15 protein-coding genes are annotated in these 23,718 nt (G+C 67.0%); 12 read left to right on the top strand and 3 right to left on the bottom strand.

The annotated features are described in order from the left end of the window. Positions 1-43: 43 nt before the first annotated feature. Positions 44-1,360: a hypothetical protein gene (locus GQY20_RS24845; protein ID WP_157219836.1), complete on the bottom strand. Its 1,317-nt coding sequence runs from the start codon at positions 1,358-1,360 to the stop codon at positions 44-46. 122 nt (positions 1,361-1,482) lie between these two features. Between GQY20_RS24845 and GQY20_RS24840 the strand changes: the two genes are divergently transcribed. From GQY20_RS24840 to GQY20_RS24830, 3 genes are all read left to right on the top strand, one after another. After that, the gene (locus GQY20_RS24840) at positions 1,483-2,619 is read left to right on the top strand and encodes a sterol desaturase family protein (protein WP_157219835.1); all 1,137 of its coding nucleotides are present in this window, start codon (positions 1,483-1,485) and stop codon (positions 2,617-2,619) included. After that, positions 2,573-3,226, top strand: coding sequence for a hypothetical protein (locus GQY20_RS24835; protein ID WP_157219834.1), 654 nt, complete (start codon positions 2,573-2,575; stop codon positions 3,224-3,226). Before GQY20_RS24840 ends, GQY20_RS24835 begins: the two co-directional genes overlap by 47 nt. Before the next feature lie 541 nt (positions 3,227-3,767). Further along, a complete protein-coding gene (locus GQY20_RS24830) occupies positions 3,768-4,136 on the top strand; it encodes a hypothetical protein (RefSeq protein ID WP_157219833.1) in 369 nt (122 codons plus the stop codon). 33 nt (positions 4,137-4,169) lie between these two features. On the opposite strand, the gene GQY20_RS24825 is transcribed toward GQY20_RS24830, so the two are convergent. Then, positions 4,170-5,252: an AraC family transcriptional regulator gene (locus GQY20_RS24825; protein WP_157219832.1), complete on the bottom strand. Its 1,083-nt coding sequence runs from the start codon at positions 5,250-5,252 to the stop codon at positions 4,170-4,172. A gap of 266 nt (positions 5,253-5,518) precedes the next feature. Between GQY20_RS24825 and GQY20_RS24820 the strand changes: the two genes are divergently transcribed. From GQY20_RS24820 to GQY20_RS24800, 5 genes are all read left to right on the top strand, one after another. Beyond that, the gene (locus GQY20_RS24820; RefSeq protein ID WP_232476236.1) at positions 5,519-6,634 is read left to right on the top strand and encodes an alkene reductase; all 1,116 of its coding nucleotides are present in this window, start codon (positions 5,519-5,521) and stop codon (positions 6,632-6,634) included. Between the two features lie 140 nt (positions 6,635-6,774). Next, complete coding sequence (locus tag GQY20_RS24815) at positions 6,775-7,569, top strand: SDR family NAD(P)-dependent oxidoreductase (protein WP_157219831.1); 795 nt, start codon at positions 6,775-6,777, stop codon at positions 7,567-7,569. A 145-nt stretch (positions 7,570-7,714) separates the two neighbouring features. Then, complete coding sequence (locus GQY20_RS24810) at positions 7,715-9,634, top strand: winged helix-turn-helix domain-containing protein (protein ID WP_157219830.1); 1,920 nt, start codon at positions 7,715-7,717, stop codon at positions 9,632-9,634. Positions 9,635-9,958: 324 nt separating this feature from the next. Then, positions 9,959-11,146: a hypothetical protein gene (locus tag GQY20_RS24805; RefSeq protein ID WP_157219829.1), complete on the top strand. Its 1,188-nt coding sequence runs from the start codon at positions 9,959-9,961 to the stop codon at positions 11,144-11,146. A gap of 193 nt (positions 11,147-11,339) precedes the next feature. After that, on the top strand, positions 11,340-11,852 hold the full coding sequence (locus tag GQY20_RS24800; RefSeq protein ID WP_157219828.1) for a hypothetical protein: 513 nt from the start codon (positions 11,340-11,342) through the stop codon (positions 11,850-11,852). Positions 11,853-11,900: 48 nt separating this feature from the next. On the opposite strand, the gene GQY20_RS24795 is transcribed toward GQY20_RS24800, so the two are convergent. Further along, the gene (locus GQY20_RS24795; RefSeq protein ID WP_157219827.1) at positions 11,901-12,488 is read right to left on the bottom strand and encodes a TetR/AcrR family transcriptional regulator; all 588 of its coding nucleotides are present in this window, start codon (positions 12,486-12,488) and stop codon (positions 11,901-11,903) included. A 96-nt stretch (positions 12,489-12,584) separates the two neighbouring features. Between GQY20_RS24795 and GQY20_RS24790 the strand changes: the two genes are divergently transcribed. The 4 genes from GQY20_RS24790 to GQY20_RS24775 all read left to right on the top strand — a co-directional run bounded on the left by GQY20_RS24790 (position 12,585) and on the right by GQY20_RS24775 (position 23,643). Continuing rightward, a complete protein-coding gene (locus GQY20_RS24790) occupies positions 12,585-15,485 on the top strand; it encodes a DUF2339 domain-containing protein (RefSeq protein WP_157219902.1) in 2,901 nt (966 codons plus the stop codon). A gap of 27 nt (positions 15,486-15,512) precedes the next feature. Further along, positions 15,513-18,908: an acyl-[ACP]--phospholipid O-acyltransferase gene (locus GQY20_RS24785; protein ID WP_232476235.1), complete on the top strand. Its 3,396-nt coding sequence runs from the start codon at positions 15,513-15,515 to the stop codon at positions 18,906-18,908. 286 nt (positions 18,909-19,194) lie between these two features. Continuing rightward, a complete protein-coding gene (locus GQY20_RS24780; RefSeq protein ID WP_157219826.1) occupies positions 19,195-20,715 on the top strand; it encodes an MDR family MFS transporter in 1,521 nt (506 codons plus the stop codon). A gap of 342 nt (positions 20,716-21,057) precedes the next feature. Then, positions 21,058-23,643, top strand: a complete 2,586-nt coding sequence (locus tag GQY20_RS24775; protein ID WP_157219825.1) for a putative bifunctional diguanylate cyclase/phosphodiesterase — start codon at positions 21,058-21,060, stop codon at positions 23,641-23,643. Positions 23,644-23,718: the final 75 nt, after the last annotated feature.

The following is a 23,718-nucleotide window of genomic DNA, read 5'->3' as shown; positions in this document are numbered from 1 at the left end:
AGAGGGGGTGCGGCGATGCAGGAGTGCCCGTGGAACCGATAGGCTATCCATTGGAGAGAAGAGCTTCTTCCTCTTCTTCTTCGGGTGGCGGGGGCTCGGCGCGGCCGGGCGGGGCGCAGCCATGGGCGCGCCAGTGGCGGCGATGGAGGTCATATTCGGCAACGCGCGCGCGGGCTTCGGCGAAGAGGCGGGCGGCCTCGGCGGGTTCGAGGTCGGGCTGCGGGCGGTGGGGCGACCACCGTTCGGACTGGCGGCGGCCGAGCCAGAATAGGGCGGCGACGAGCGAGGGCGGTTGCTCGACGAGGGTTTCGGAGCGGAGCACCTCGCCCTCGTCGGTGAGGAAGACCGTCTCGCGCATATAGCAATAGCCGGTGGCGCGGGCGAGGAGCGCCGCCTCGACGGCATCGTCGGCGACCGCCTTGCCGAGACGGACGGCCTGCCCGAAGGCGGCGTGGCGGAGCGTCCATTGGCGCAGCGTGGTGAGGGTGACGCCGAACGCGCGGGCGAGATCGCGGTCGAGCGCGCCCTGCTCCGCCATCTGGCGGGCGAGGGGGATGAAGGCGGGATCATATTTCGAGGCCGTAGCGGGCGGCGGCTCGGCGTCGACGGGCTCGGCGGGGATGGCTTGGGTGAGCGCGGGCAGCGGGGGGTGTATGCGATGAGGGAGGGTATCGGGTCCTGCGCCCAGCCCGTCATCCCAGCGAAAGCTGGGATCATTCTCGACAGCCACCCGCTCGCATGTGGAGAGCGATCTCAGCGTGCGCTGGGATGACGGGAATGGCGCGTCCGTTTCGAGATCCACCAGCGGATCGCCATCGTCCGCCGGCGCGGCAGGACCGGGATCGAGCGCATCGATCCGGGCCATTCCATCTTCGTCGCCGTCCATCTCCGGCCCGCCATCCTGGGCGGCGCACATCGCCTCATAGGCATCCTCCTCGATATCGCGCAGCGCCTCCTCGGTGGAGGAGAGGGCGTCGTCGTCGGCGCGCTGGATCATCGGCGGTGGGTCCCAGCGGTCCGGACGGCGGACGCGCAGCCAGAAGGTGGCGGCCTTGTCGCAGGGCGGGACATGCTCGGTTACGGCGACGCGGACGACCTTGCCGTCGCGCAGGAAGACGCGCTCGGTCTCGCGGTCATAGCCGGTGGCCCTCCGGAACAGCGCGCGCTCGACCGCTGCGTCGGCGGCGTCGGGCGGGAGACGGCAGGCGGCGGCGAAGTCGGGATGGCGCTGCTTCCACTCGCGGATCGTCTTGAAATGGACGCCGAAGGCGGCGGCGAGATCCTTGTCGAGCGCGCCGCGCGCGGCGAGCGTGCGGGCGGCGGGGATCAGGGCGGGGCTGTAGCGGGTCGGGGGGGTCATGCTGCGACGGTGGCATGAGCGGGGGGATTGCCGGGAGGGCGCGATCCCGTGCGGATGTGCTCCCATCAGTGGAGATGTCTTTTCTGTCATGACGCTCTAGGTTGCGCTCCGGGAGGGTTGATATGGCAGGTTTCCTCAAGGCGCTGACGCGCGATCTCGAGGCGCCGATCGAGGCGCGAGGGTTCGGCACGGGGTGGTTCGCAGGCTTCTTCGCGATCCTGCTCGGCTGTGTCGGGCTCGGGATGGTGCTCGCGTTGCGCTACCCGGCGTGGCTCGGAACGCCGGCCTTGGCGGCGGTCAAGAATTTAGAGGGGTTTCGGCCGGCCATCCATGCAGTGATCCTGGGATCCTATGCGCTGGCGCTGATCAGCCTGATCCTGCGGCCGCGCAAGGCGCTGGGCTTCACCGCGTTGATCCTTGCGCTGATCGCGGGGCTGCTGGGCGGATCGGGGGCGGAAGCACGCGAGGTGCATGATTGGGGCATCTTCTTCGGCCTCGATTTCTTCGTGCTCAACCTCGTCATGACCGGCCTGATCTTCGCGCCGATCGAGCGCTTTCTGCCGCACCACGCCAAGCAGCGGCTGTTCCGGACCGAGTGGCGCGAGGATCTGTTCTATTATCTGATCAGCTCGATGATGGTGCAGGCGCTGACCTTCCTCGCCTTCGCGCCGTCAAAGGCGGTGCTCAGCGTCAGCGGCGGTTTTGCCGGCTTCCGGGCGCTGGTGGGATCGCAGCCGCTGGTGCTGCAGGTGATCGAGATCATGCTGCTCACCGATTTCGTGCAATATTGGTTTCACCGCGCGTTCCACCGCGTGCCCTTCCTGTGGGGCTTTCATGCGGTGCATCATTCCGCCAAGGCGATGGACTGGCTGGCCGGCGCGCGCATGCATTTCTTCGAGATCGCGGCTCTGCGCGGGGTGACCGCGATCCCGATGATGACGCTGGGCTACACCCCCACCGCGCTGCAAATCTATATAGGCCTCGTCTACGTCTATTCCTCACTGCTCCACGCGAATCTGCGCGGCGATTTCGACCGGCTCGGGCGTTTCGTGGCGACGCCGCGTTTCCATCACTGGCATCATGGACTGGAGAAGGAGGCGGTGGACGTGAATTTCGCGATCCACTTCCCATTCCTCGATCGGGTGTTCGGGACCTATTATTATCCGGCGGGGCGCTGGCCGGAAGGTTATGGCGTGCCGGAAAAGGTGCCGAATGGCTATGTGGCGCAGTTTCTCTATCCGTTTCGGCGAAAAGGGTAGCGGGTGTCAGCGTTCGATCGAATGGGGGCGTTCGAAAGCGATGCGAGTTTGGTTTGCCATCACGGTTGCTCTCGTCGCGAGCATCGCGCTGCCGATGTCCGTAGGAGCTCTGAGAGGTATCGGGCTGAGCAGGGCCGCTGATGGAAACCAATCATTTCCGTTCGCGGAAAGCTATTATGATGAAATACTTCCGAGTTCCGGCACCCATTTGAGGCAGCGTCACGAGTTTGCTTTTGTTTATAAGAATAGGTATGGAGTGACGATACGTGGTGGGAGTGCCTGCCAAAACCGTCTTCAGCGAGCCTTTGTCAATCCGAGCGCGATCGTCGGCGGGGCTTTGAGTTTGCAAAGATCGCTCGCTCTGGAGGACATCTTCGATAGGCCCGGGATTGCAGCCATCGAGCAATATCCCGGCCCACTGGTCGGAGCGCTCAGAGGCTGCAGATACACACTTTTGACATTCGTCTGTGACTCCTGGGGCAGAGCGACGGTATCGCGCGCCAACCTTGCTAACGCCGCGGCCTTGCAGAAAGAAAAGGAAGAATGGGTTCGGGAGAGTGAGAGTGCGAGCTGTATCGTAGCCGATAAATTCAAGGCTTCTGAATGAAGCGCGACCATTATGGAATCAGTGCCGGAAAGTTTCTCTATCTGTTTCGGCGGAAGATATGATGCCTGATCAGCCATGGACGCTCGGAAATGGATGCACGGTTAGTGATGCCCTTGGCGACTGTCATTCTGCACGCTAAATGCAGGCAATGGCCGAGTTGGTGCATGAATACTGGGAAAACGACGATGGTGGCGAGTTCGGCCCCGTCCGCCAACGAAACGATGACCTCCGGCCAACGCTAGTTCCCGGAGCAAAGCTTGTTTTCAGTCTCCGAGCCTCGTCATGGCACCAAGCGATGCAGATGTATAATGAACGGCTGGATTACGGCGACTATATACCCTGTGAAGGGGTACCGGACCACTTCTATTCCGACGAGGAGGCGGCGGAGCAGGCTGCTTACCTTAAAGTCCGCAACGTCCCCTGACCACCATTTTTTGCCGTCCGACGCCGGGCACCGCGTCGCTAGGGGGAACCGCGGCTAACGCCCCAGTTGCGGACATAAGCAGTCGCATCCATAGTAGGTTTGCGGAAGGAACAGGACGTGCGGAATCGGCTGACCGAGCGTTACGATGTCGACGCCATCCGGTTTACGCGAGAAGCGCCGCACAACGCGCTGTCTCGGGATTTATTGGGAGCAGTCGATTCAATCCGTTCAGGTGGATCGGTTTTCCACATACTGCGCGACACTCCGGAGGACTCCGGGGACGAACTTTTGGTGCTGATCGACGGCGAAATCATCGTTCATTTCGAGCTACCTCGTTTGAGCTTTAAACGAACTCGCGTAGTGGGTGGACCGCCGGTTGATATTCAAATCGAGTCTCTTGAGGAGTTTCGCAAGCGGATCGGGCAAGGCCGATTCCGGCTGTTGTTGGATAGAGCCGTGGACGACGCCCATCTGCATAGAGCGTAGCGTCCGCTTCCCACCAAAGTCAGACAATCCGGTCTACAAGGTCCGCGCGACGGTTCGCCACCGCGTCGGCGAGCGCCCATGCCATCGCTGAAACGCCCGTCGAAATGCGCCCGCATCGCTGAAGAAGAGCCGCTGCGCGATCTCGGTGATCGACAGGCGGTGGTCGGCGAGGAGACGGGCCGCGGCCTCGCGTCGTGCCTGTTCCTTGAGGAGTGACAGCGACGTTCCTTCCGTCGCGAGGCGTCGTTTCAAGGTGGCGATGCTGATGCTCAGCTGCTGTCCGAGGCGCGCCGCGGTCGGTAGCGGTTCGCCGCTGGCGAGCGTGGTGACGAGCAGGCGTGCGATGCGTTCGGAGAGCGGCATGTGCTTCGACTGGGGCTGCTCCAGGTCGAAGGGGAAGGCGGCGATGAATGCCTCCAGCTCGGCGGGGCTGCGCACCACCGGGCGATCGAGACAGGCGGCGGGGAAGTGGAGGGCGTTTTCGGGCGCGTCGTGATGGATGGCGTGTGGCATCAGCCAGGCGGTGGTGGTCGCGCCCAGCAGCGGGGCATAGCGCATCTCGACGCGCAGCAGGGGGATGGATTCGCCGATCAGCCAGCCGAACAGGCGGTGATAGGTGGCGAGGCCGGTGAGATCGGACAGATAGGCGCAGGCGTTGCGGTGCTGGCGCTGGGTCGCCATGCGCAGGCGTGCGACGCCGTCCTCCACCATGAGGTCGAACCGGGCCAGCCGGGGGCCGAGCAGCAGCGCGAACCGATCGGCTCGCAGGATCGCGTCTCGCATCGTGCGGGTGGTGATCACGCAGTGGCAGAGCATGTCGATACCGAGCTTGGTCAGCGGCTCGCGCCCTTCCTGCCGGGCTGCGGCGGCGTCGAGCGCCCAGGTGCAATGGGCGTAGAGCCGGGCGAACTGGGCGTGGCTCAGCGGCGCGCGGCTCGCCTGAGGGTCACGCAAGGAGGGGCCGAGCAGCGAGGGGGCGAGCGGTGACAGCTCCGCCTCGCGCAGGATCCGCGCCGGATCGCCGCCATGCTGGCGCACGAGGCGGAGCAGGTCGCGGGCGATCGCCGCCGAGGCGCGGCCGGGGGCGGGGCGGGAGAGGTGCTTCTTCGGGGTCATGCCAACGCGCGCATGCTTTGCTTTCCCGTTTGGGCTGAGCTTGTCGAAGCCCTCCCTTTTCTTCTCTCACCTTCAAGACCTTGAAGAAGAAGGGAGTGGTTGACCTTCGGTCGACTGCGTCTCGACAAGCTCAGCACGAACGGGGATTGGAGGGGATCGCCGTCGATCATCATATGAGCCGTTCCGTTATGGGCTTTGAGCCCTTAAGCTGTTTCCGCCGTAGAGGCGATGGGAGACAGAGGGGGATAACGGGAGAGGAGGATCGATTGGCGGACGTTGAACGGGAGACGCGCGCAAACGCCGCGGGTGAGAGCGACATCTTCTCTCCGGTCCGGCTGGGCGCGCTCGATCTCGCCAACCGCATCGTCATGGCGCCGATGACCCGCGACCGCGCGGGGCCGGAGGACGAGCCGACGCCGATCATGGTCGACTATTATCGCCAGCGCGCCTCGGCCGGCCTGATCGTGACCGAGGGGACTCAGCCGAGCCCCGCCGGAAAGGGCTATTGGCGCACGCCCGGCATCCATAGCGAGGCGCAGGTCGAGGGCTGGCGCGCGGTGGCGGACGCCGTGCACGGCGGGGGCGGGCGGATCGTGATGCAACTCATGCACACCGGTCGCGCCAGCGTGCGCGCCAACAAGCATCCCGACGCCGAGACGATCGCTCCCTCCGCCATCCTCTGCCCGGACAAGATCCCCGGGCCGGACGGCGTGCCGCAGGAAACGGAGATGCCGCGCGCGCTCGAGACCGGCGAGATCGCCGGGGTGATCGGGGAATATGTGACGGCCGCCCGCAACGCGCGGCGTGCGGGGATCGACGGGGTCGAGCTGCATTGCGCGAGCGGCTATCTGCCGATGCAGTTCCTCTCTTCGAACAGCAACCAGCGCAACGATCGCTACGGCGGATCGGTGGAGAATCGGATCCGCTTCGTCGTCGAGACGCTGGAGGCGCTGGCCGCGGCGATCGGGCCTGGGCGGGTGGGCTTTCGCATCTGCCCGGGCGTGACATTGAACGGCATGGCGGACGCGGATCCGCACGAGACCTATGCGGCGCTGCTGAAGGCGGTGGACGGGCTCGGTCTAGCCTATGTTCATCTGATCCACATTCCGCTTCCGGGGCAGGACGCGCTGGAGCTCGTGCGCGCCAATTGGAGCGGGCCGGTGATCGAGAATTGCGGGCTGACGCTGGAGAAGGCGCGCGCGGTGCTGGCCGAGGGCAAGGCGGATGCGGTGTCTTTCGGCTATGCCTTCATCGCCAATCCCGACCTGGTCGAGCGGTTCCGCACGGGCGCGGCGCTGGCCAAGGCGGATCGCAAGAGCTTCTATACCGGCGATGGCGACGATCGGCGGGGGTATACGGATTATCCGGCGCTGGGGGTGTGATCCTTCTTCGTCATGCTGACGGAAGTCAGCATCCATTCGCGTTCCCTCTGCCATTTCAGCGGAGCGTCAATGGATCCTGACTTTCGTCAGGATGACGGGTGATCCCCCCACCATTTTGAACGACATAGGGAGAATGCAGGATGGGCAAGCTGCTCGAAGGGCGCACCGCGCTGGTCACCGGGGGCGGGCAGGGCGTGGGGCAGGGCATCGCCCGCGCACTAGCGGAAGCGGGGGCAGATATCGTCATTGCCCAGCGCCGCGGCGAGGAGGCGGAGCGCGAGGCTGCGTGGCTGCGCGACACCTACGGTGTTCAGGCCTTTGCGCAGGCGGTGGACGTGTCCAAGGCCGATGAGGTGGATCGGATGGTGAGCCTTGCCGTCGAACAGCTCGGCGGGCGGCTCGATATCCTGGTCAACAATGCCGGCGGCAGCTTTCCCAAGCGGCTGGAGAACCACACGGACGAGGATATGGCCGGGTCGTTCGACCTCAATTACTGGTCGGCCTTCCGCGCGATGCGGGCTGCCTTTCCGGTGATGAAGGCGCAGCGCTATGGCCGGATCATCAACCTCGGCTCGCTGAATGGCGTCAACGCGCACATGTTCACGGTCGCCTATAATGCCAGCAAGGAGGCGGTGCGCGCGCTGACCCGGACGGCGGCGGTGGAATGGGGGCCGCACGGCATCACCTGCAACATCATCTGCCCGTCGGCGACCAGCCCGCTGGCGATCGAATATTTCGAGGCCAATCCGGAGATGGCGACGGCGATCCTGCAACAGGTGCCGGCCGGGCGGTTCGGCGATTCCACCAAGGACATCGGGCCGGTGAGCGTGTTCCTGGCCAGCGAGGGCGGCGGCTATGTGACGGGCAATACCTTCTTCGTAGACGGCGGCGGGCACATCAACGGCGTTTCCTGGCGGCCGGCGGTGGAGGACTGAACCGAGGCGCCACCCCCGCCGATCCGCGCCCTTTCTCTCCGACCAGTCCGATTCACCCTTCCAATCCCTTGGAAGCCATGGAAGAAATCGCTTTGGCATGCTTTTGGGATGCCTTTGGCTTTCGGGCTACAGGGGGTAGCGCTGCATGGCTTCACGGGCGAGCGCCGGCGAAGGGATCATCCTCGCGCACGAGCCGCAATTCAGCATAGGGACGGTCGAGATCTGGCCGTCCCTCCTGGAAATCCGATCCGTCGACGAACGGATCACGATCGAGCCTCGCGTGATGCAGGTCCTGACGCTGCTCGCCGGGGCCGGTGGGCGCACCGTGTCGCGCGAGGAGCTGGTCGCGCGGTGCTGGGCGGGACGTGCGGTCGGCGAGGACGCGATCAATCGCGTGATGTCGCGAATTCGCAAGCTTGCGGCGCTGGACGATGGACGCTCCTTCGCGCTGGAGACGGTCCCGCGCGTCGGTTACCGGCTGCGGGAGATCCGCGGCTCGCCGGCGCCCGTCGCGCCGATAGCGGCGGACGAGCGGATCGACATCGAAGTCAGGTCGATCACCGCGGCTCGCCGGCCCGACCGCCGGACCATGCTCCTCGCCCTCGGCGCCGCGGCGGGCGTGGCGGCATGCGGCGGCGCGTTCTGGTGGACGAGGCCTGCGGCGGCGGCGCGCGCGCGCATCGCCGTCCTGCCGTTCGATGTGGACAGGCCGGACCAGCGCGTGATCGCGGACGGCCTTGCCGATGCCTTGATCGGGGCGTTGGTCGGCGTAGCCGAGATCGACGTCGTCGCCCGCTCTTCCACCTTCGCGCTGCGCGGTGCGCGCAAGGCCGAGGCGGCGAAGCTGCTCGGCGCGAGCCATCTCATCGACGGCGCGGTGTCCGAGCTGGGCGGCGCCGAGACGGTGACGCTGGATCTGATCGACGCTGCCAGCGAGACGACCTTGTGGTCGCGCCAATATCCTGTCGCGAGCGAGACGCTGTCGCTGCTGCGGGCGCGGGTGGCGCGCGACACGGCTGCGATCATGCGCCAGTCCCTGGTGGAGGGACCGGCCGGCGGCACGATCGATCCGGTCAGCTACAGGCTGTTCCTGCAGGGCCGCGGCCTCCTGCTGCAGGATCCGCCGCAGCCCGGCGAGGCGATCCCGGTCTTGAAGCAGGCGCTCGCCCGTGCCGCGGACTATTCGGCCGGCTGGACGCTGCTCGGCACCGCCCAGCTCATGACCCAGGCGCGGCTCGATCCGGACCTACCCGTGCCGCCGGGCCGCGCTGCCGCCCGAGAGGCCGCGCGCCAGGCGATCCGGGCGGATGCGCGCAATGCCGACGCCTATGCTCTGCTCGCCGCCGCCACCGATCGCAGCGGCCAGTGGCAGGCCGTCGAGCGCCTGCTGGTCCGCGCGCTCGAACTCGGCCCGTCGAGCCCGGACGCGCTCTACCGGGCGGGCACCTTCTACGCCGACGTCGGGCGCAACGATCGCGCGATAGAGCTGCTCCAGCGCGCCTGGAACCTCGATCCCCTGAATGCGGATGCCGCCTTCCTCCTCCTGCGCGTGCTGGAAGCGGCTGGCCGTGAGGAGGAATTGGAGAGCTTCCTGGCCAAGGTGCGTATGCAGTGGCGCGACGATCTCGGCATCTGGCGTTTCGCCATCTGCCGTGCCGTATCGCTTCGCCGGCTGGACGAGGCACAGGCGCTGATCGCGGATCCCTCCGCGGAGGCGGGCGCGGCCGTCGCCTATTTCGCGGATCTCCTCGCCTGCATGCGCGATCCGGCCTCACCCCGGATCGCGACCTTCCTGGCGCCGCTCGAAGGTCCGCTGCCTCTGTTCTGGCCGATCTCGGTCTTCGCGCTTGCGATGATCGGCCGGCGCGAAGCCTGCCTGGCGCTCATCCGCCGAATCTTCCTGTCGCCTGTCGGCCGCGCCGAGGCGCCGACCTGGGTGCTGCTCCAGACCATGGTCCGGCCGCTGTGGACCGAGCCGGCGCTGCAGGCGGTGCTGCGCGAGCTCGGCCTGTTCGATTTCTGGCGCGTGCGGGGCGGCAATCCTCTCTCCGCAGCGGGAATATAGGCCGATCCGCCGCCCGATCGGCAAAAGATCGGGGGCGGATCGGCCAATCATCAGGCCACCGTCCTTTCGGCGTCCCGCGGCTTTCCCTTAGCCCGATCCCCAGAGGGCGCCGCCTGGCGCTTCCGCAGAAAGAACGGGGACCATGCATATGCCGGCGGCGCGAGGGCGCCCGCCTGCTGCCGCCCCGTCACGCCTGCCGAAGCTGCCGACGCCGCCCGGCTCGGACGAGTTTCAACCAGGGGAGTCACGCGCATGACCTATGCATCGGCTAATCGGAAATCATCTGTCTATTCTTCCCGGAAGGCAGCCGGCAGGGGCCGCCTGTTGGCGGCGGGCGCGCTGGCTCCCTTCATAGCGGCCGGCCTCGCGCCGGCGCCGGCGCAGGCGGAGGTTCGGTTCACCGACAGCTATTTTACCAATCGATCTGAGAGTGTCGTCTGCCAAGGTTCCGGTGGGACGTTCGCCGTCGTGTTCGACAGCGACTGCGGTACTGGCCTGACCGGGCATGATCCCGACGAATTCATCCCTTTCGATCGGCTGGAAGTCGGCAACGATACCGGCACCGGCTTTGCGGTCGATCCCCAAGGCAATCTGACCTCCAACGCCAGCGCCACCTTCAATGGCGGCACGACCTTCAATGGGGGCGTGCAGTTCAACGGGCAGGTCGGGTTTACCGGGATCGTGCAGGCCAAGCAGATCAACACAGTCAACATCGTCAACAGCGGCACGATCCAGACGGCAAATCTCAATGCCGGCTTCATCAACGCCAGCGGCAACGTGAAGGTCACGGGTTCGCTGACGGCGGGCAGCCTCAGCGCCGGCAGCACGGCGGTCGTCGATCTCTCGGTGGCGACCAACGCGAAGGTCAACGGGACCTTGACGGTCGGCAGCAAGCTCGCCGTCGCCAGCGGTGCCACCGTCGATATGGGGGGCAACCGCGTCCAGAATGTCGGCACCCCGGTTGCCGCCACGGACGCCGCCAACAAGGCCTATGTCGACAGCACCGTGCAGGGCGTCCAATCCAGTGTTTCGACGCTGAGCACGCAGGTGGCCGATCACGAGACGCGCATCACCGCTGCCGAGGCGGTCAACACCCAGCAGAACACGCATCTCACCAACATCGATTCCCATCTCTCCACCATCGATGCGACCAACACGCAGCAGGACAGCCGCCTTTCCTCGATCGAGGCGCTGGACGCGCAGCAGGGAGCGGACATCCATAATCTGCAGAGCGACGTTTCCAGCCTGCAGAGCGACGTGAACGGCCTGCATCGCGACATGCGTCGCGCCAATGGCGGCATCGCCGCTGCCGTGGCGCTCGGCGGCACGATGGTGGTGCCCGACAGCGTGGTGAGCATTTCGTTCAACCTCGCCACCTTCCGCGGCGAGCAGGGCTTCTCGGGTTCGATCGTCGGCCAGATTGCGCCTAAAGTCTATGTTCAGGCCGGCATCGGCGGATCGACGGTACGCGGCACCACCACGGGAAGGGTCGGTATCACCTTCGGCATGTGACGGGGGAGGGGAGCCGCCCGGCGAGCGCGGCTCCCCCTGTGGCTGGCAGCCGTGACCGACATGCCGGATCTGCGCCCCAGACTGGCGGCGATGAAGATGGTCGAGCCGGATGAAGCCGTGGATGACGCTTCTGCGCAGCTCTATCCGACCCGACGAAGGAAAGCTCGTCGGACCGGGCAAAGGATCGCATGTCATGGATTATCACCTTATTTTCAGGCTGTTGCCTCTCCTGTTGGTTGCGTTGCTTGCGATGCGGTTCGTCCAGGCGCGGCGGGCCCGCCGGTTGGACGCTTCCCGTCCCGGAATGGCCATGCCGGACGGGGAGGGCCTGATCGTCCCGGTCACCGCGGCCTATATGCGAGGAGGCTTCATGTTCGGCAGCGTGCAACGCAACAGCATCCGTTCCTTCCTGTCGATCTATCGGGAAGGCATCCGCTTCCGCGTCCTGAGCGAATCCCGCTGGCTCTTTTCGGACATGGACCATGTCGACGTGCGCGAGGGCTTTTCGGGTATGAAGCTGATCTTCTCCGCCAAGGGCCGTCGGGGCGTGTTCATCGCCGACGTTCCGAGCCGGCAGATCGCGATCAGCGTACTCGCCAATCTGCCATCCACATTGGCGCTGACCGAACGTGCGGCGATGCTGCGCGACGGCACGACCGATGCGGCCACGCCAGGCCTCAGCCCCTATGACGGGCCGATGCGGTAATCGGGGACGCGGCCGGAGATCGGGTGCGGGCGCTTTCGGCCCGGCCCGTCAGGCCGCAGCCATCGAATCCCTGACCCGCTGAAGCGCCGCGCCGAACGGATCGCTCTCGCCCATCAGCAGGAAGGTGCCGTTCAGCGCGAACAGGCAGTGGCCGTGCACCGTCGCGATCAGCGAGCGGGCAAGGCCGGCTGCCTTTTCGCGCGCATCCGCCGGCAGCGCGGCAGCCACTTCCGCGATCACGATGTCGGTCAGTTCGGCGCGCTGGGCCGCAAATTCTTCCGGCATCGGCGTGCCGGGCGGCAGGCGATGGTCGTAGATCGCCATCCACAGGTTGGGATTGCCGCGCGCGAAGCTGAAATAGCCCTCCACCAGTGCCTTGATGCGATCCTCGCCGTCCTCGGCGAGCCGCGCGCGCAGATGCGCCGCCCAGAGCTGGAAGGTGCGCGTGTTGATCGCCAGGATCAGCCGGTCATAGCTGCCGAACACATTGTAGAGCGTGCCGATCGAATAGCCGATCCGCTTCGCCACCTCGCGCGCCGAGAAGCGGGCGAAGCCGGTTTCGGCCATCTGGCGATGGCCTTCATCGAGAATGAGCGCTTCCAGCTCGGCGCGGCTGTGGTCGGATCGGCGGGCCATGGCGAAGCCCGCTACAGCATCAATTGAACAGTGTCTAATATTTTTATTGAACAGTGATCAATTGCGAGCTAGAGGGCGCGGCGAGGGAGACGGATGATGCTTGTCACCATCGCATTGATCGCCATCGTTGCCGGGCTGCTGCAGATGCGCAGCCGGATCCACCTGCTCGAACGTCGGATCGCCTTGCTCGAGACCGGGCCTTTGCCCGGAGCGGCGGCGCCCTTCGCCTGGGCCGAGCCGGAAATCATGCGGGATGCTCCGACCATGGCTCCGGCTGTGCCCGAGCCAGAAGCGGTAGCCGAAGTCGAGCGCCCCGAACCGGTGCGCGTGCCGGAACCGGTGATTCTCGAAGATCATGCCATGCCGATCGCTCCGGAGCCTGCCATGCCGAAGCCGGCGAGGCGGCGCATCGGTTTCGAGGAGCTGTTCGGTCGTCGCCTGCCGATCTGGGCGGGCGGTGTCACCCTGGCGGTCGCAGGCATGCTGATCGTCAAATATTCGATCGATGCGGGGCTGCTCTCGCCCTTCGTGCGGGTGGTCTGCGGGCTGCTGTTCGGCTTCGGCCTGATCGGCGGCGCGGAAGCGGCGCTGCGCAGCGATGACCGAGTGCGCGATCCGCGCGTGCGCCAGGCGCTGGCCGGCGCGGGCATCGCCAGCCTCTATGCCAGCGTGCTGGTCGCGGCGAACCTCTATCATCTGATCGGGCCGATGACGGCCTTTATCGGGCTTGCCGCGATCACCGCGCTCGCCATGGCGCTGTCCTTGCGCTTCGGCGCGCCGAGTGCGCTGCTGGGGCTGGTCGGCGGCCTTGCCGCGCCGGCGCTGGTCGGTTCGGCGGAGCCGGACGTGCCTTTGCTTACCCTCTATCTCACGCTTGCGGTCGGCGGTTTGTGCACCCTGTCGCGGGCGCAACGCTGGGCGTGGCTCGGCATCGGCGCGTTGGCCGGCGGCTTCGGCTGGGGCACGCTGCTGCTGATCGGCGGTGCGCTCGATACCGCCGCCACCGTCTCGCTCGGCCTGTTCCTGATCCTGGTCGGCGCCGTGCTGCCTTTGATGCTGGTGCCGGCACGCGCCACCACCGTGCTGCGCCTTGCCGGCGCGGCCGGCGCGGCGGTGCAGATGGCGGCACTCGTCGCCACCGGCGGGTTCAGCCTGCTCAACTGGGGTCTCTTCGGCCTGATCGCGGCAGCGATCATGCTGCTCAGCCGGCGCGAACCGGCGCTGCGCCGCCTACCGGCGGTGGGCGTCGCGATCGCGCTTTGCCTGCTCGGCGCCTGGCCTGGTCCGGCGATGGGCAGCTTCGCGCTAGTCGCGCTCGGCCTTGGCGCGATCTTCGCTGTGCCGACCCTGCTCCGGCTCTGGCAGTCGGGCGACCTGGCCGATGCCGCGCTGATCGCGGGGCTTGCCGTGGGCGGTCTCGTCGTCGCGGCGCTACAATTCCATCATGTCGGCACCGACACCGGCTTCGTGCTGCTCAGCCTCGGCGCGGCGCTGCTGCCGGCCGGCGCGGCCGCGATCGGCTGGCTGGTGGAGGCGCGGTATCGTGATGCGCGCTTCGCCTTGCTCGTTACCACCGCCGCGGCGCTCGTCGCCACCGCGGCCGGCTTCGCCCTGCCGATCTGGACCGTCGCGCCTGCGATCGCGCTGATCGGGCTCGCTCTGCTGCTCTTTTCCTTCCGCGCTCATGATACGCGGCTGGAGGCAAGCGGCTGGGCATTCGCCGCTGCTGGGCTGTTCGGCCTGCTAACCACGGCGCACGGCCCGGACGAGGTCTGGCGGGCGCTTGGCGGCGGCGGTCACGTCGCCATGACCCCGGCGCTGGTCCGCTGGGCGGTGCTGGCCGGCGTCGCCGGCGCGATGGCGGCGCTCGCCCGCAGCCGCGAAGGGCGCATCGTCGCCCAGGCGGCGGCGGCGCTGCTCGGCTATGGCGTTGCCGCGCAGGTCTTGGCGGCCGATTGGCTGGCGGTCGTCCCGGCGCTCGGCCTCGTCGCTCTGGTGGGCGGCGAACGGATGCGGCCCGCGCTGCGTCTCGTCCCGGCGCTGGCGAGCCTGATGCTGGTCTCGCTGCTGTGGGCGGCCGAGCCGTTGATGGACTGGAGCGGCGCGGCGCTGCTTTCGCTGGCTGGCGAGCCGATGCTGCTGGCAGCCGTGCCTGCGATCCGAACGCTGCTGCTCCATCTGGCGGCTCCTGCCGCGGCGTTGCTCGCGGTCGCACTCCTGTCGCGGGACGAGACGCTTGCCCGTGCGCGGCCGGCGCTGTTCGCGGTGGCCGGGGTGCTGGCCACCGTCGCCGTCCACGGCCTTTACAAGCATCTGTTCGCGCTGGATGCGGCCGGCTTCGTCCGGTCGGGTCTTGCCGAGCGCACGGTGTGGGAAGCGTTGCTGGCGGCGGCCGCCGTCGCGCTCTGGCGGATGGGCGGTCGTATCGCCGCGCTCGCCGTGGCGGCTGCGTCGGTCGCGCATTTCGCCGGCTATACGCTGCTGCTGCACGATCCGCTGTGGGCGGAGCAGGCCGTGGGGGCGGCGCCGCTCGTCAACTGGCTGCTGCCTGCCTATGCCTTGCCGCTCGGCCTGCTGTGGCTGGCCGGGCGATACGAGCCTGCCCTGGCCGCGCGTTTCGATCGGCCGCGTTCGATCGCGCAGATGCTGCTGGTGCCGATGCTCGCCGTCTCGCTGTTGCGCCAGCTCTGCGTCGGCGGGCTGCTGACCGTGCCGGGCGTCGGCGATGGCGAGGATATCGCCCGTTCGGTGCTGATGGTCGCGCTCGGCGTCGGCTATCTGCTCTGGGGCATCCATCGCCGTTCGCGCGACTGGCGGATCGGATCGCTGCTGCTGATGCTGGGCGCCGCCGCGAAGGTGTTCCTGTTCGATGCCTCGGGCCTGGACGGCCTCGCGCGCATCGCCTCCTTCGTGGCGCTCGGTTTCAGCCTGATCGGTATCGGTTGGCTCTACAGCCGATACCTCACCGCTGATGCGCCGTTAACCACCGCGCGCTAAAGCAACCCGCAACTCATCGGGGGAAGCATGTCTGCACCGGATCTATCGCTGCTCGCCAAAAGGCGGTTCGCGCCCTTGTTCGTCGTCCAGTTCTTGGGAGCGTTCAACGATAATCTGCTGAAGTTCGCTATCCTGTTCCTGGCGAACTTCACCCTCTACAGCAGCCAGCCGGGCAAGGCGGAGATGCTCGCGACGGTCGCCACCGGCATCTTCGTGATCCCCTTCTTCCTCTTCTCGGCGCTCGCCGGGCAGATCGCCGATGCGTGGGACAAGGCACGGCTGGTGCGCATCGTGAAGGGGGCCGAGGTGGCGATCATGCTGGTCGCGCTGCTCGGCTTCTGGCTGCAGTCGATTCCGCTGCTGCTCTCCACCCTGTTCCTGATGGGGCTGCATTCGACGATCTTCGGGCCGGTCAAATATTCGATCCTGCCGCAGCATCTCGGCACGCAGGAGATCATGGGCGGAACCGGCCTGATCGAGGCGGGCACCTTCCTCGCCATCCTCGGCGGGCAGCTGCTGGCCGGGATCGTCACGCCCTGGCAGGCGGGGATGATCGCGGTGGGGCTCGCGCTGCTCGGCCTCGCGGCGAGCTTCGCCGTGCCGACCGCGCCGGCGACGGCGCCCGGCCTCAGCATCGATCGCAACCCGCTGCGCGCCACCTGGAACATCCTCTCGGCGGCGCGCGACGGGCGCGGCGTGTGGCTCGCCATCCTCGGCATCAGCTGGTTCTTCGCGGTGGGCGCGGTGCTGCTCGCCGATTTCGCGCCGCTGGTCAGCGGTCCGCTGCGCGGCGGGCCGTCGGTCGTCACCGTGTTCCTGGTGATTTTCTCGGTCAGCGTCGCGCTCGGCTCGGTGATGGTCAATCGTTTGCTGCGCGGCGAGATTTCCGCGCGCTACGTGCCGATCGCAGCGCTCGGCCTCGCCTTTTTCCTGATCGACCTCAGCTATTCGACGCGCCATTTCGTGCCGGCACCGGGCGCCGTCGGCATGGCGGGCTTCCTGGCCGGATCGGGCAGCTGGCGCATCCTCGTCAATCTCGTCGTCATCGCCTTTTCCGGCGGCATGTTCGTCGTGCCGCTCTATGCGATATTGCAGACGCGCAGCCCGGCCGTCGAACGTTCGCGCACCGTCGCGGCGAACAATATCGTCAATGCAGGCGTCACCGCGCTGCTCGTCATTCTCTCGGGCATGTTGCTGTCGCGCGGCGCGGGCGTGCCGGGCGTGATCGGCACGCTCGGCTTCGCGACCTTCGCCATCGCGCTGATCTCCTGCTGGCTGCTGCCCGAGACGCTGATCAAGTCGCTGGTCCGTACGGCCTTGCGGCTGCTTTATCGGGTCGAGCTCGTCGGTGCGGAGAATATGCCGAAGCCCGGCGAGCGCGCCGTGGTGGTGGTGAACCATGTCTCCTTCCTCGATGGCCTGCTGCTCGCCGCCTTCCTGCCCGGCAAACCCACCTTCGCGGTGCACACCCGCATCGCCAAGGCGTGGTGGGTGAAGCCCTTTCTCGGCCTGTTCGATGCCTTTCCGGTCGATCCGACCAACCCGATGTCGGCCAAGGCGATGGTGAAGGCGGTGCGCGAGGGGCGCACGCTCGTGATCTTCCCGGAGGGCCGCATCACCGTGACCGGTGCGCTGATGAAGATCTTCGACGGCCCCGGTATGGTCGCCGACAAGGCGGACGCGCCGATCGTTCCGGTGCGCATCGACGGCGCACAGTTCACGCCTTTCTCGCGGCTGCGCGGCAAGGTGCGCCTGCGCAGCTTTCCGAAGATCCGGCTGACCGTGCTGCCGCCGCGCCGCTTCGCGATCGAGGGCGAGATGAGCGCGCGGCAGCGCCGCGCCATCGCCGGACGCAGGCTCTACGACGTGATGAGCGAGATGATCTTCGCGACCTCGCCGATCGACGAGACGCTGTTCGTGGCGCTGCTCGAGGCGCGGCACATCCATGGCGGCAAGGCGCCGATCGTCGAGGATGTGAAGCGCGAGCCGCTGAGCTACGACCGGCTGGTCACCGGCAGCCTCGCGCTCGGCCGCGCGCTCGGCGCCTCGACCGCGCCGGGGGAGGCGGTGGGCATCTTGCTGCCCAATGTCGCGGGCGTCGTGGTCGCCTTCTTCGCGCTGCAGGCGACGGGGCGGGTGCCCGCGATGCTCAACTTCACGGCGGGGCTCGCCAATCTCGACGCGGCCTGCCGCGCCGCGGAGATCCGCACCATCGTCACCGCGCGCGCCTTCGTGGCGCAGGCGAAGCTCGGCGAGGTGCTGGCCGGGCTAGAAGGGGCGGGGCGGCGCATCCTCTATCTCGAGGATATTGCCGCCGGCATCGGCACGGGCGCGAAGCTGCGCGCGCTGGTCGCTGCCCGCTTCGCACGGCGCAGCCATCGCCGGCTCGGCATCCGGCCCGATGCGCCGGCGGTGATCCTGTTCACCAGCGGATCGGAGGGGTTGCCCAAGGGCGTGGTGCTGACCCATCGCAACCTGCTCGCCAATTGCCGCCAGCTCGCCGCGCGCATCGACTTCAACGCGGCGGACATCGTGCTCAACGCGCTGCCGGTGTTCCACAGCTTCGGCCTGACCGGCGGCACGCTGCTGCCGCTGCTGAACGGGGTGAAGACGCTGCTCTATCCGAGCCCGCTCCACTACCGGATCGTCCCGGCGCTCGCCTATGATGCCAATGCGACGATCCTGTTCGGCACCGATACCTTCCTCGCCGGCTATGCGCGCATGGCGCATGGCTACGATTTCTATGCGCTGCGTTATATCTTCGCCGGCGCCGAGAAGGTGCGCGACGAGACGCGGCGCACCTATGCCGAGCGTTTCGGCCTGCGCATCCTCGAAGGCTATGGCGCCACCGAGGCTGCGCCGGTGATCACGGTCAACACGCCGATGCATTTCCGCGCCGGCAGCGTCGGGCGGTTGCTGCCGGGGATCGAAGCGCGGCTCGATCCGGTGCCGGGGATCGAGGAAGGCGGCCGGCTGTTCCTGCGCGGGCCCAATATCATGGCGGGCTATATGAAGGCGGATGCGCCGGGCCTGCTCCAGCCGCCGGAGGAAGGCTGGCACGACAGCGGCGACATCGTGACGATCGACGAGGCGGGTTTCGTCACCATCCGCGGCCGCGCCAAGCGCTTCGCCAAGATCGGCGGCGAGATGGTCTCGCTGCCCGCGGTCGAGGGCTATGCCGCGACGCTCTGGCCGGGATCGGACCATGCCGTCGTCACCCGGCCCGATGCGCGCAAGGGCGAGCAGCTGGTGCTGTTCACCACCCGTGCGGGCGCGGCCGCGGCGGATCTTCAGGCGTGGGGCCGCTCCAACGGCGTCACCGAGCTCGCCATTCCGCGCGATATCCGTGTCGTCGAGGCGTTGCCGGTGCTCGGGACGGGCAAGCTCGATTATGCGGCGATGACGCAGATGGCGGCGGGGTGAGACTGAAGCCTTTTTGATCCTCCCCGGAACGGGGAGGGGGACCGCCGAAGGCGGTGGAGGGGCTTCCGCGCGATCCAGGGGTAGCGGCATCGCTTTCCGCATCTGGCTTGCCCCTCCACCACGCTACGCGCGGTCCCCCTCCCCGTTCCGGGGAGGATGAAGGACTCCTTTGCTGCATTGCATCAGAATCTCGGCCGAAAGGGGTGGCAACCGCCGCCGATCGGCCTATCTGGCAAGAGAGTGAAGGCGTAGACGGAGGCAAAGCGGCGGGCGTGAGGAGCAAGCTATGCTGAGGCCGCGCCGCCGGGGGATCGCCGCCGTCAATGCCGAGGTTCGCGACGGGATCGTGCCTGCCGCCACCGACGTCGTGCAGACCGCGACCGCGGGCGACCTCAGGACCAAGCCCGCCCGCAACTATCGCATCGTCGCGCTGATCATCGCCTGCGCGCTGTTCATGGAGCAGATGGACGCGACGGTGCTGGCCACCGCGCTGCCCACTATGGCGCGCGATTTCGGCGTGCCGGCGCCGAGCATGAGCATCGCGCTCACCTCCTATCTGCTCGCGCTCGCCATCTTCATTCCGGTGAGCGGGCGGATGGCCGACCGCTTCGGATCGCGGCTGATCTTCCGCCTCGCCATCGCGCTGTTCGTGATCGGATCGATGCTGTGCGGCCAGGCGACCAACCTGCCATTCATGGTGGCGGCGCGCTTCATCCAGGGGCTGGGCGGGGCGATGATGATCCCGATCGGCCGGCTGGTGCTGCTGCGATCGGTGGACAAGCGCGACATGGTCTCGGCCATGTCCTGGCTGATCATCCCCGCGCTGATCGGGCCGATCGTCGGGCCGCCGCTGGGCGGCTTCATCGTCACCTATCTGGACTGGCGCTGGATCTTCTACCTCAATCTGCCGATCGGCGTGCTCGGCCTGGTCCTCGTGTCGATCTTCATCGAGGAGGTGCGCGCCGATCGGCCGCCCGCCGCGGACGCCGCCGGCTTCCTGCTGTCGGGCATATCGCTCGGCTGCCTGCTGTTCGGCTTCGAGATGGCGAGCCGGCCCGGCGAGGGGAGGCTCGCCGTCCCGCTCATCCTTATCGGCATGCTGTTCGGCGCGCTCTATATCCGCCATGCCGGCCGGCGAGCCGACCCGGTGCTCGATCTCTCGCTGATGCGGATCAGCTCCTTCCGCCTGTCGGTGATCGCCGGCTCGCTGACCCGCATCACCCAGGGCGCGCAGCCTTTCCTGCTGCCGTTGATGCTCCAGCTCGGCTTCGGCATGACCGCGGCGGAGAGCGGCAGCATCACCATCGCCACGGCGATGGGGTCGCTCGCGATGAAGGGGCTCGCGCCGCGCGTGCTGCGCCGCTTCGGCTTTCGCCAGAGCCTGATCGTCTGCGGTATCGCCGCGGCGGCCGGCTATGCGGTCTGCGGCCTGTTCCGGCCGGACTGGCCGGTGGCGGCGATTTTCGCGGTGCTGGTCGTCTGCGGCTTCTTCATGTCGTTCCAGTTCACCGCCTACAACACCATCGCCTATGACGAGATTCCCAAGGAGCGGATGAGCTCCGCCACCAGCTTCTATTCCACCTTCCAGCAGCTGATGCTTTCGTTCGGCATCTGCATCGGCGCGACGGCCCTGCATGTCGCCATGCTGGCCGGCAATCGCGGCGCCCCGATCCCGCGCGATTTCACCGTCGCTTTCCTGATCGTCACCGGCATCTCGGCGCTCGCCACAATCTGGAACATGCGCTTCGCACGCGACGCGGGATCGGCGATGAGCGGTCATGCCGTGGAGCAACCGGGCCGCGGGTGAGGGCGCGCGGAGGGGCGGCCATGCCCCTGGTGCTGCTAGAGATCGTTTCCGGCTCTGCGGAAAAGGAACGGCGCAAACTATCCGATATGTGGCAACCAGAGATGGGAGCTGCCCTCCTGCGTGGTTCGTTTCGGTTTCGGTACCATCCATATCGGATCAACTGCGGTTTGTCCGAAACCAGGCTCAAAGGTTTCGTTAGCAATTTGGCTCGTAATATTTCGTGGGGAAAAAAAGGCGTTGTGGACACGACAGGGATCATGCGGTGTAGGAGCTCGAAGCTGACGAGGGCCATAAATGCGCAACACGTTGCTTGGCATGTCTCGCAACGGGGTGTGACGGCCGGTGGATAGGCTTGCGGCACTCGATCACGTCGTGGCGCTGGCTGCGGATGCGATCGGGGCGCCGATGGCCTTCCTCAGCCTGCATGTGTTGGGTCGTCACATCGTTCGGGCGCAGTTCGGTATCAGCGGGCCGCTGCGGCCTGCGGACATGCTGCTGCCCAGCGCCATACTCGAATCCGATCAGCCCACCATCACCGGCCTGCCGCGTGCGGACGGCACGTCCGTGCCGGCGGAAAGCCTTCTCGGCGCGCGCTTCATCGCCGCATTTCCGGTCTGCGACGAGGGGCGGGACGTGGTCGGCACCTTATGCGTGCTCGACAGCAGGACGCGTCCCGAGGGGCTGGGCGCCCGCGATCGGCAGATGCTGGCACGCCTGGCGGAGTTGGCCGCTACGCGGCGGTCCGACGCGCAGCTGGCTTCGGCATTCGATGAACGCCTGTCCTTTGTCATGCAGGCGGAGACCGGTTTCGAGGACGATGTCGCGGCCCAGCGCGCGATCGTGCAGGCACTGCGCGAAAGCGAGGAACATCATCGTTACTCGGTCGAGCTCAGCCCGCAGATCCAGTGGACGGCGACGCCGGAAGGCTGGATGGAGGAGGTCGGCCCGCAATGGCTCGATCTCACCGGCCATACGGCCGAAGAGGCGCGGGGGTTCGGCTGGTTGTCGGCAGTGCACCCGGACGATGTGGAAGCGACCGTGCAGCTCTGGGCCGACCGGCGCCGGGATGGCGTTCCGGTTGACGTCGAGTATCGCGTTCTGACGGTCGGCGCCGGTTATCGCTGGATGCGCGCCCGCGCCGCGCCGCGCCGAAACGAGGCGGGCGAGATCGTTCGCTGGTACGGCACACTTGCCGATGTCCACGATCACCGTATGGCGCAGCTGGCCCTGGCCGACAGCGAGGAGCGCTTTCGCCTCGCCGTCAAGTCGGCACGGCTCGGTATCTGGGATTTCGACGCGGTTACCGGCGAACGCCAATGGTCGCACGAATTGCGAGAGATTCTCGGCCTCGGCGACGATGTCGAGCCGAGCATCGAAACGGCGATGCGGGTCACCCATCCCGAAGATCGGCACAAGCTGATTGCGATCATGGATGCCGTCACCTCGCGGAGCACGGTGCCGCATTTCGAGACGGCGCTGCGCATCATCCGCGCCGATAATGGCGAAGAACGGTGGCTCAAAAGCGCGGGCTGGACGACCGTTTCGGAATCCGGCCAGTTTCGCAGGCTGATCGTCACGTTCCAGGACGTGACCGACCAGCGTACCGCCGAGGAGCGGGTGCAATGGGCTGCCGCCCATGATCCGCTGACCAGCTTGCCCAACCGCACGGCACTGCGGGAGGCGCTGGAGCATGCAGTGGAATGGCGCAAGGCGGTCGGCGGCGGCTTTGCGCTGCTGCTGCTCGACGTCGATGAACTCAAGCGGACGAATGACACGCTGGGCCACGATGCCGGTGACGCGCTGCTACGCACCTTTGCCGAACGTCTAGCGGTGATCGCACCCTCCGACGCCTCGATCGGCCGACTGGGCGGAGACGAATTCGCCATTGTCGTGCCGGGCATCGACAGCCGCGGCGCGCTGGAAGACTGCGCCAGCCGGCTGCTGCGCGGATTGCGCGAGCCTTTCACCTATGACGGCAATATTCTTGACTGCGCGGCCAGCATCGGCGTCAGCATGTTCCCCGAGCATGGCGACGAGGCGCGCGAACTGCTGAAGGCGGCCGATCTCGCCCTCTACGCCGCCAAGGCGGCGGGACGCGGCCGGATGAAGGTCTTCGCGCCGGAGATGCGCGCCGACATGCAGACACGCGCTTCCATGATCGGAATGGCAGCGGAGGCGCTGCGCAGCGAACTGATCGTGCCTTTCTATCAGCCGAAGATCGATCTGCGCACGCGCCGCACGGTCGGCTTCGAGGCGCTGCTTCGATGGCGGCACCCGCGGCTCGGCATACAGACGCCGGACACCATCTCGGCCGCTTTCGGCAATCCCGATCTTGCGGTGGCGATCACCACGCGAATGCTGGAGGCGATCACGGAGGATATCCTGCGGTGGCGCGAAATGGGTATCGTCACCGGCAGCATCGCGCTGAACGCCGCAGCCGCCGACTTCCAGCATGACAATTTCGCTGAAAAGGTGCTGGAACGGCTCGATCAATGCCGCTTGCCCACGTCCTGTCTGGAAATCGAGGTGACGGAAACCGTGTTCCTCGGTCGCGACGCCCCTTATGTCGAACGCGCGCTCAAGCTGCTCAGCGCGCACGGCGTTCGCATCGCGCTCGACGATTTCGGTACCGGCTACGCGTCGCTCAGCCATCTCAAGCAATATCCGGTCGACATATTGAAGATCGATCGCAGCTTCGTGAGCAATGTGCAGCAGGACCGGGAGGATGCCGCGATCGTGGATGCGGTGATCACGCTCGGCCGGACGCTGGGCATCGAGGTGGTCGCCGAAGGCGTGGAGAACGAGGAGCAGGCGGACTATCTGCTCGCCCGCGGCTGCGGGGTCGGCCAAGGCTATCTTTTCGGTGCGGCCGGCTCGGCTGCCGATACGGAACGCATGCTGCGCGGCGCCATCGAGAACGCGGCCTGATTTAGCACGCCCGATATTTGCCTCGACGCCGTTCGCCTCTAGGAGCGATGCAGAGCATCGAAGCCCGGAGAGAAT

The organism is Flavisphingomonas formosensis (assembly GCF_009755815.1).
Taxonomy (GTDB): Bacteria; Pseudomonadota; Alphaproteobacteria; order Sphingomonadales; family Sphingomonadaceae; genus Flavisphingomonas; species Flavisphingomonas formosensis.
This window is presented reverse-complemented; position numbering and strand designations above follow the sequence as displayed.

What these genes read in the sequence shown, in the direction of transcription:
- GQY20_RS24845 (WP_157219836.1), bottom strand. Translation starts at nt 1,360, where the DNA reads ATGACCCCCCCGACCCGCTACAGCCCCGCCCTGATCCCCGCCGCCCGC.
- GQY20_RS24840 (WP_157219835.1), top strand. Translation starts at nt 1,483, where the DNA reads ATGGCAGGTTTCCTCAAGGCGCTGACGCGCGATCTCGAGGCGCCGATC.
- GQY20_RS24835 (WP_157219834.1), top strand. Translation starts at nt 2,573, where the DNA reads ATGGCTATGTGGCGCAGTTTCTCTATCCGTTTCGGCGAAAAGGGTAGC.
- GQY20_RS24825 (WP_157219832.1), bottom strand. Translation starts at nt 5,252, where the DNA reads ATGACCCCGAAGAAGCACCTCTCCCGCCCCGCCCCCGGCCGCGCCTCG.
- GQY20_RS24815 (WP_157219831.1), top strand. Translation starts at nt 6,775, where the DNA reads ATGGGCAAGCTGCTCGAAGGGCGCACCGCGCTGGTCACCGGGGGCGGG.
- GQY20_RS24810 (WP_157219830.1), top strand. Translation starts at nt 7,715, where the DNA reads ATGGCTTCACGGGCGAGCGCCGGCGAAGGGATCATCCTCGCGCACGAG.
- GQY20_RS24800 (WP_157219828.1), top strand. Translation starts at nt 11,340, where the DNA reads ATGGATTATCACCTTATTTTCAGGCTGTTGCCTCTCCTGTTGGTTGCG.
- GQY20_RS24795 (WP_157219827.1), bottom strand. Translation starts at nt 12,488, where the DNA reads ATGGCCCGCCGATCCGACCACAGCCGCGCCGAGCTGGAAGCGCTCATT.
- GQY20_RS24790 (WP_157219902.1), top strand. Translation starts at nt 12,585, where the DNA reads ATGCTTGTCACCATCGCATTGATCGCCATCGTTGCCGGGCTGCTGCAG.
- GQY20_RS24785 (WP_232476235.1), top strand. Translation starts at nt 15,513, where the DNA reads ATGTCTGCACCGGATCTATCGCTGCTCGCCAAAAGGCGGTTCGCGCCC.
- GQY20_RS24780 (WP_157219826.1), top strand. Translation starts at nt 19,195, where the DNA reads ATGCTGAGGCCGCGCCGCCGGGGGATCGCCGCCGTCAATGCCGAGGTT.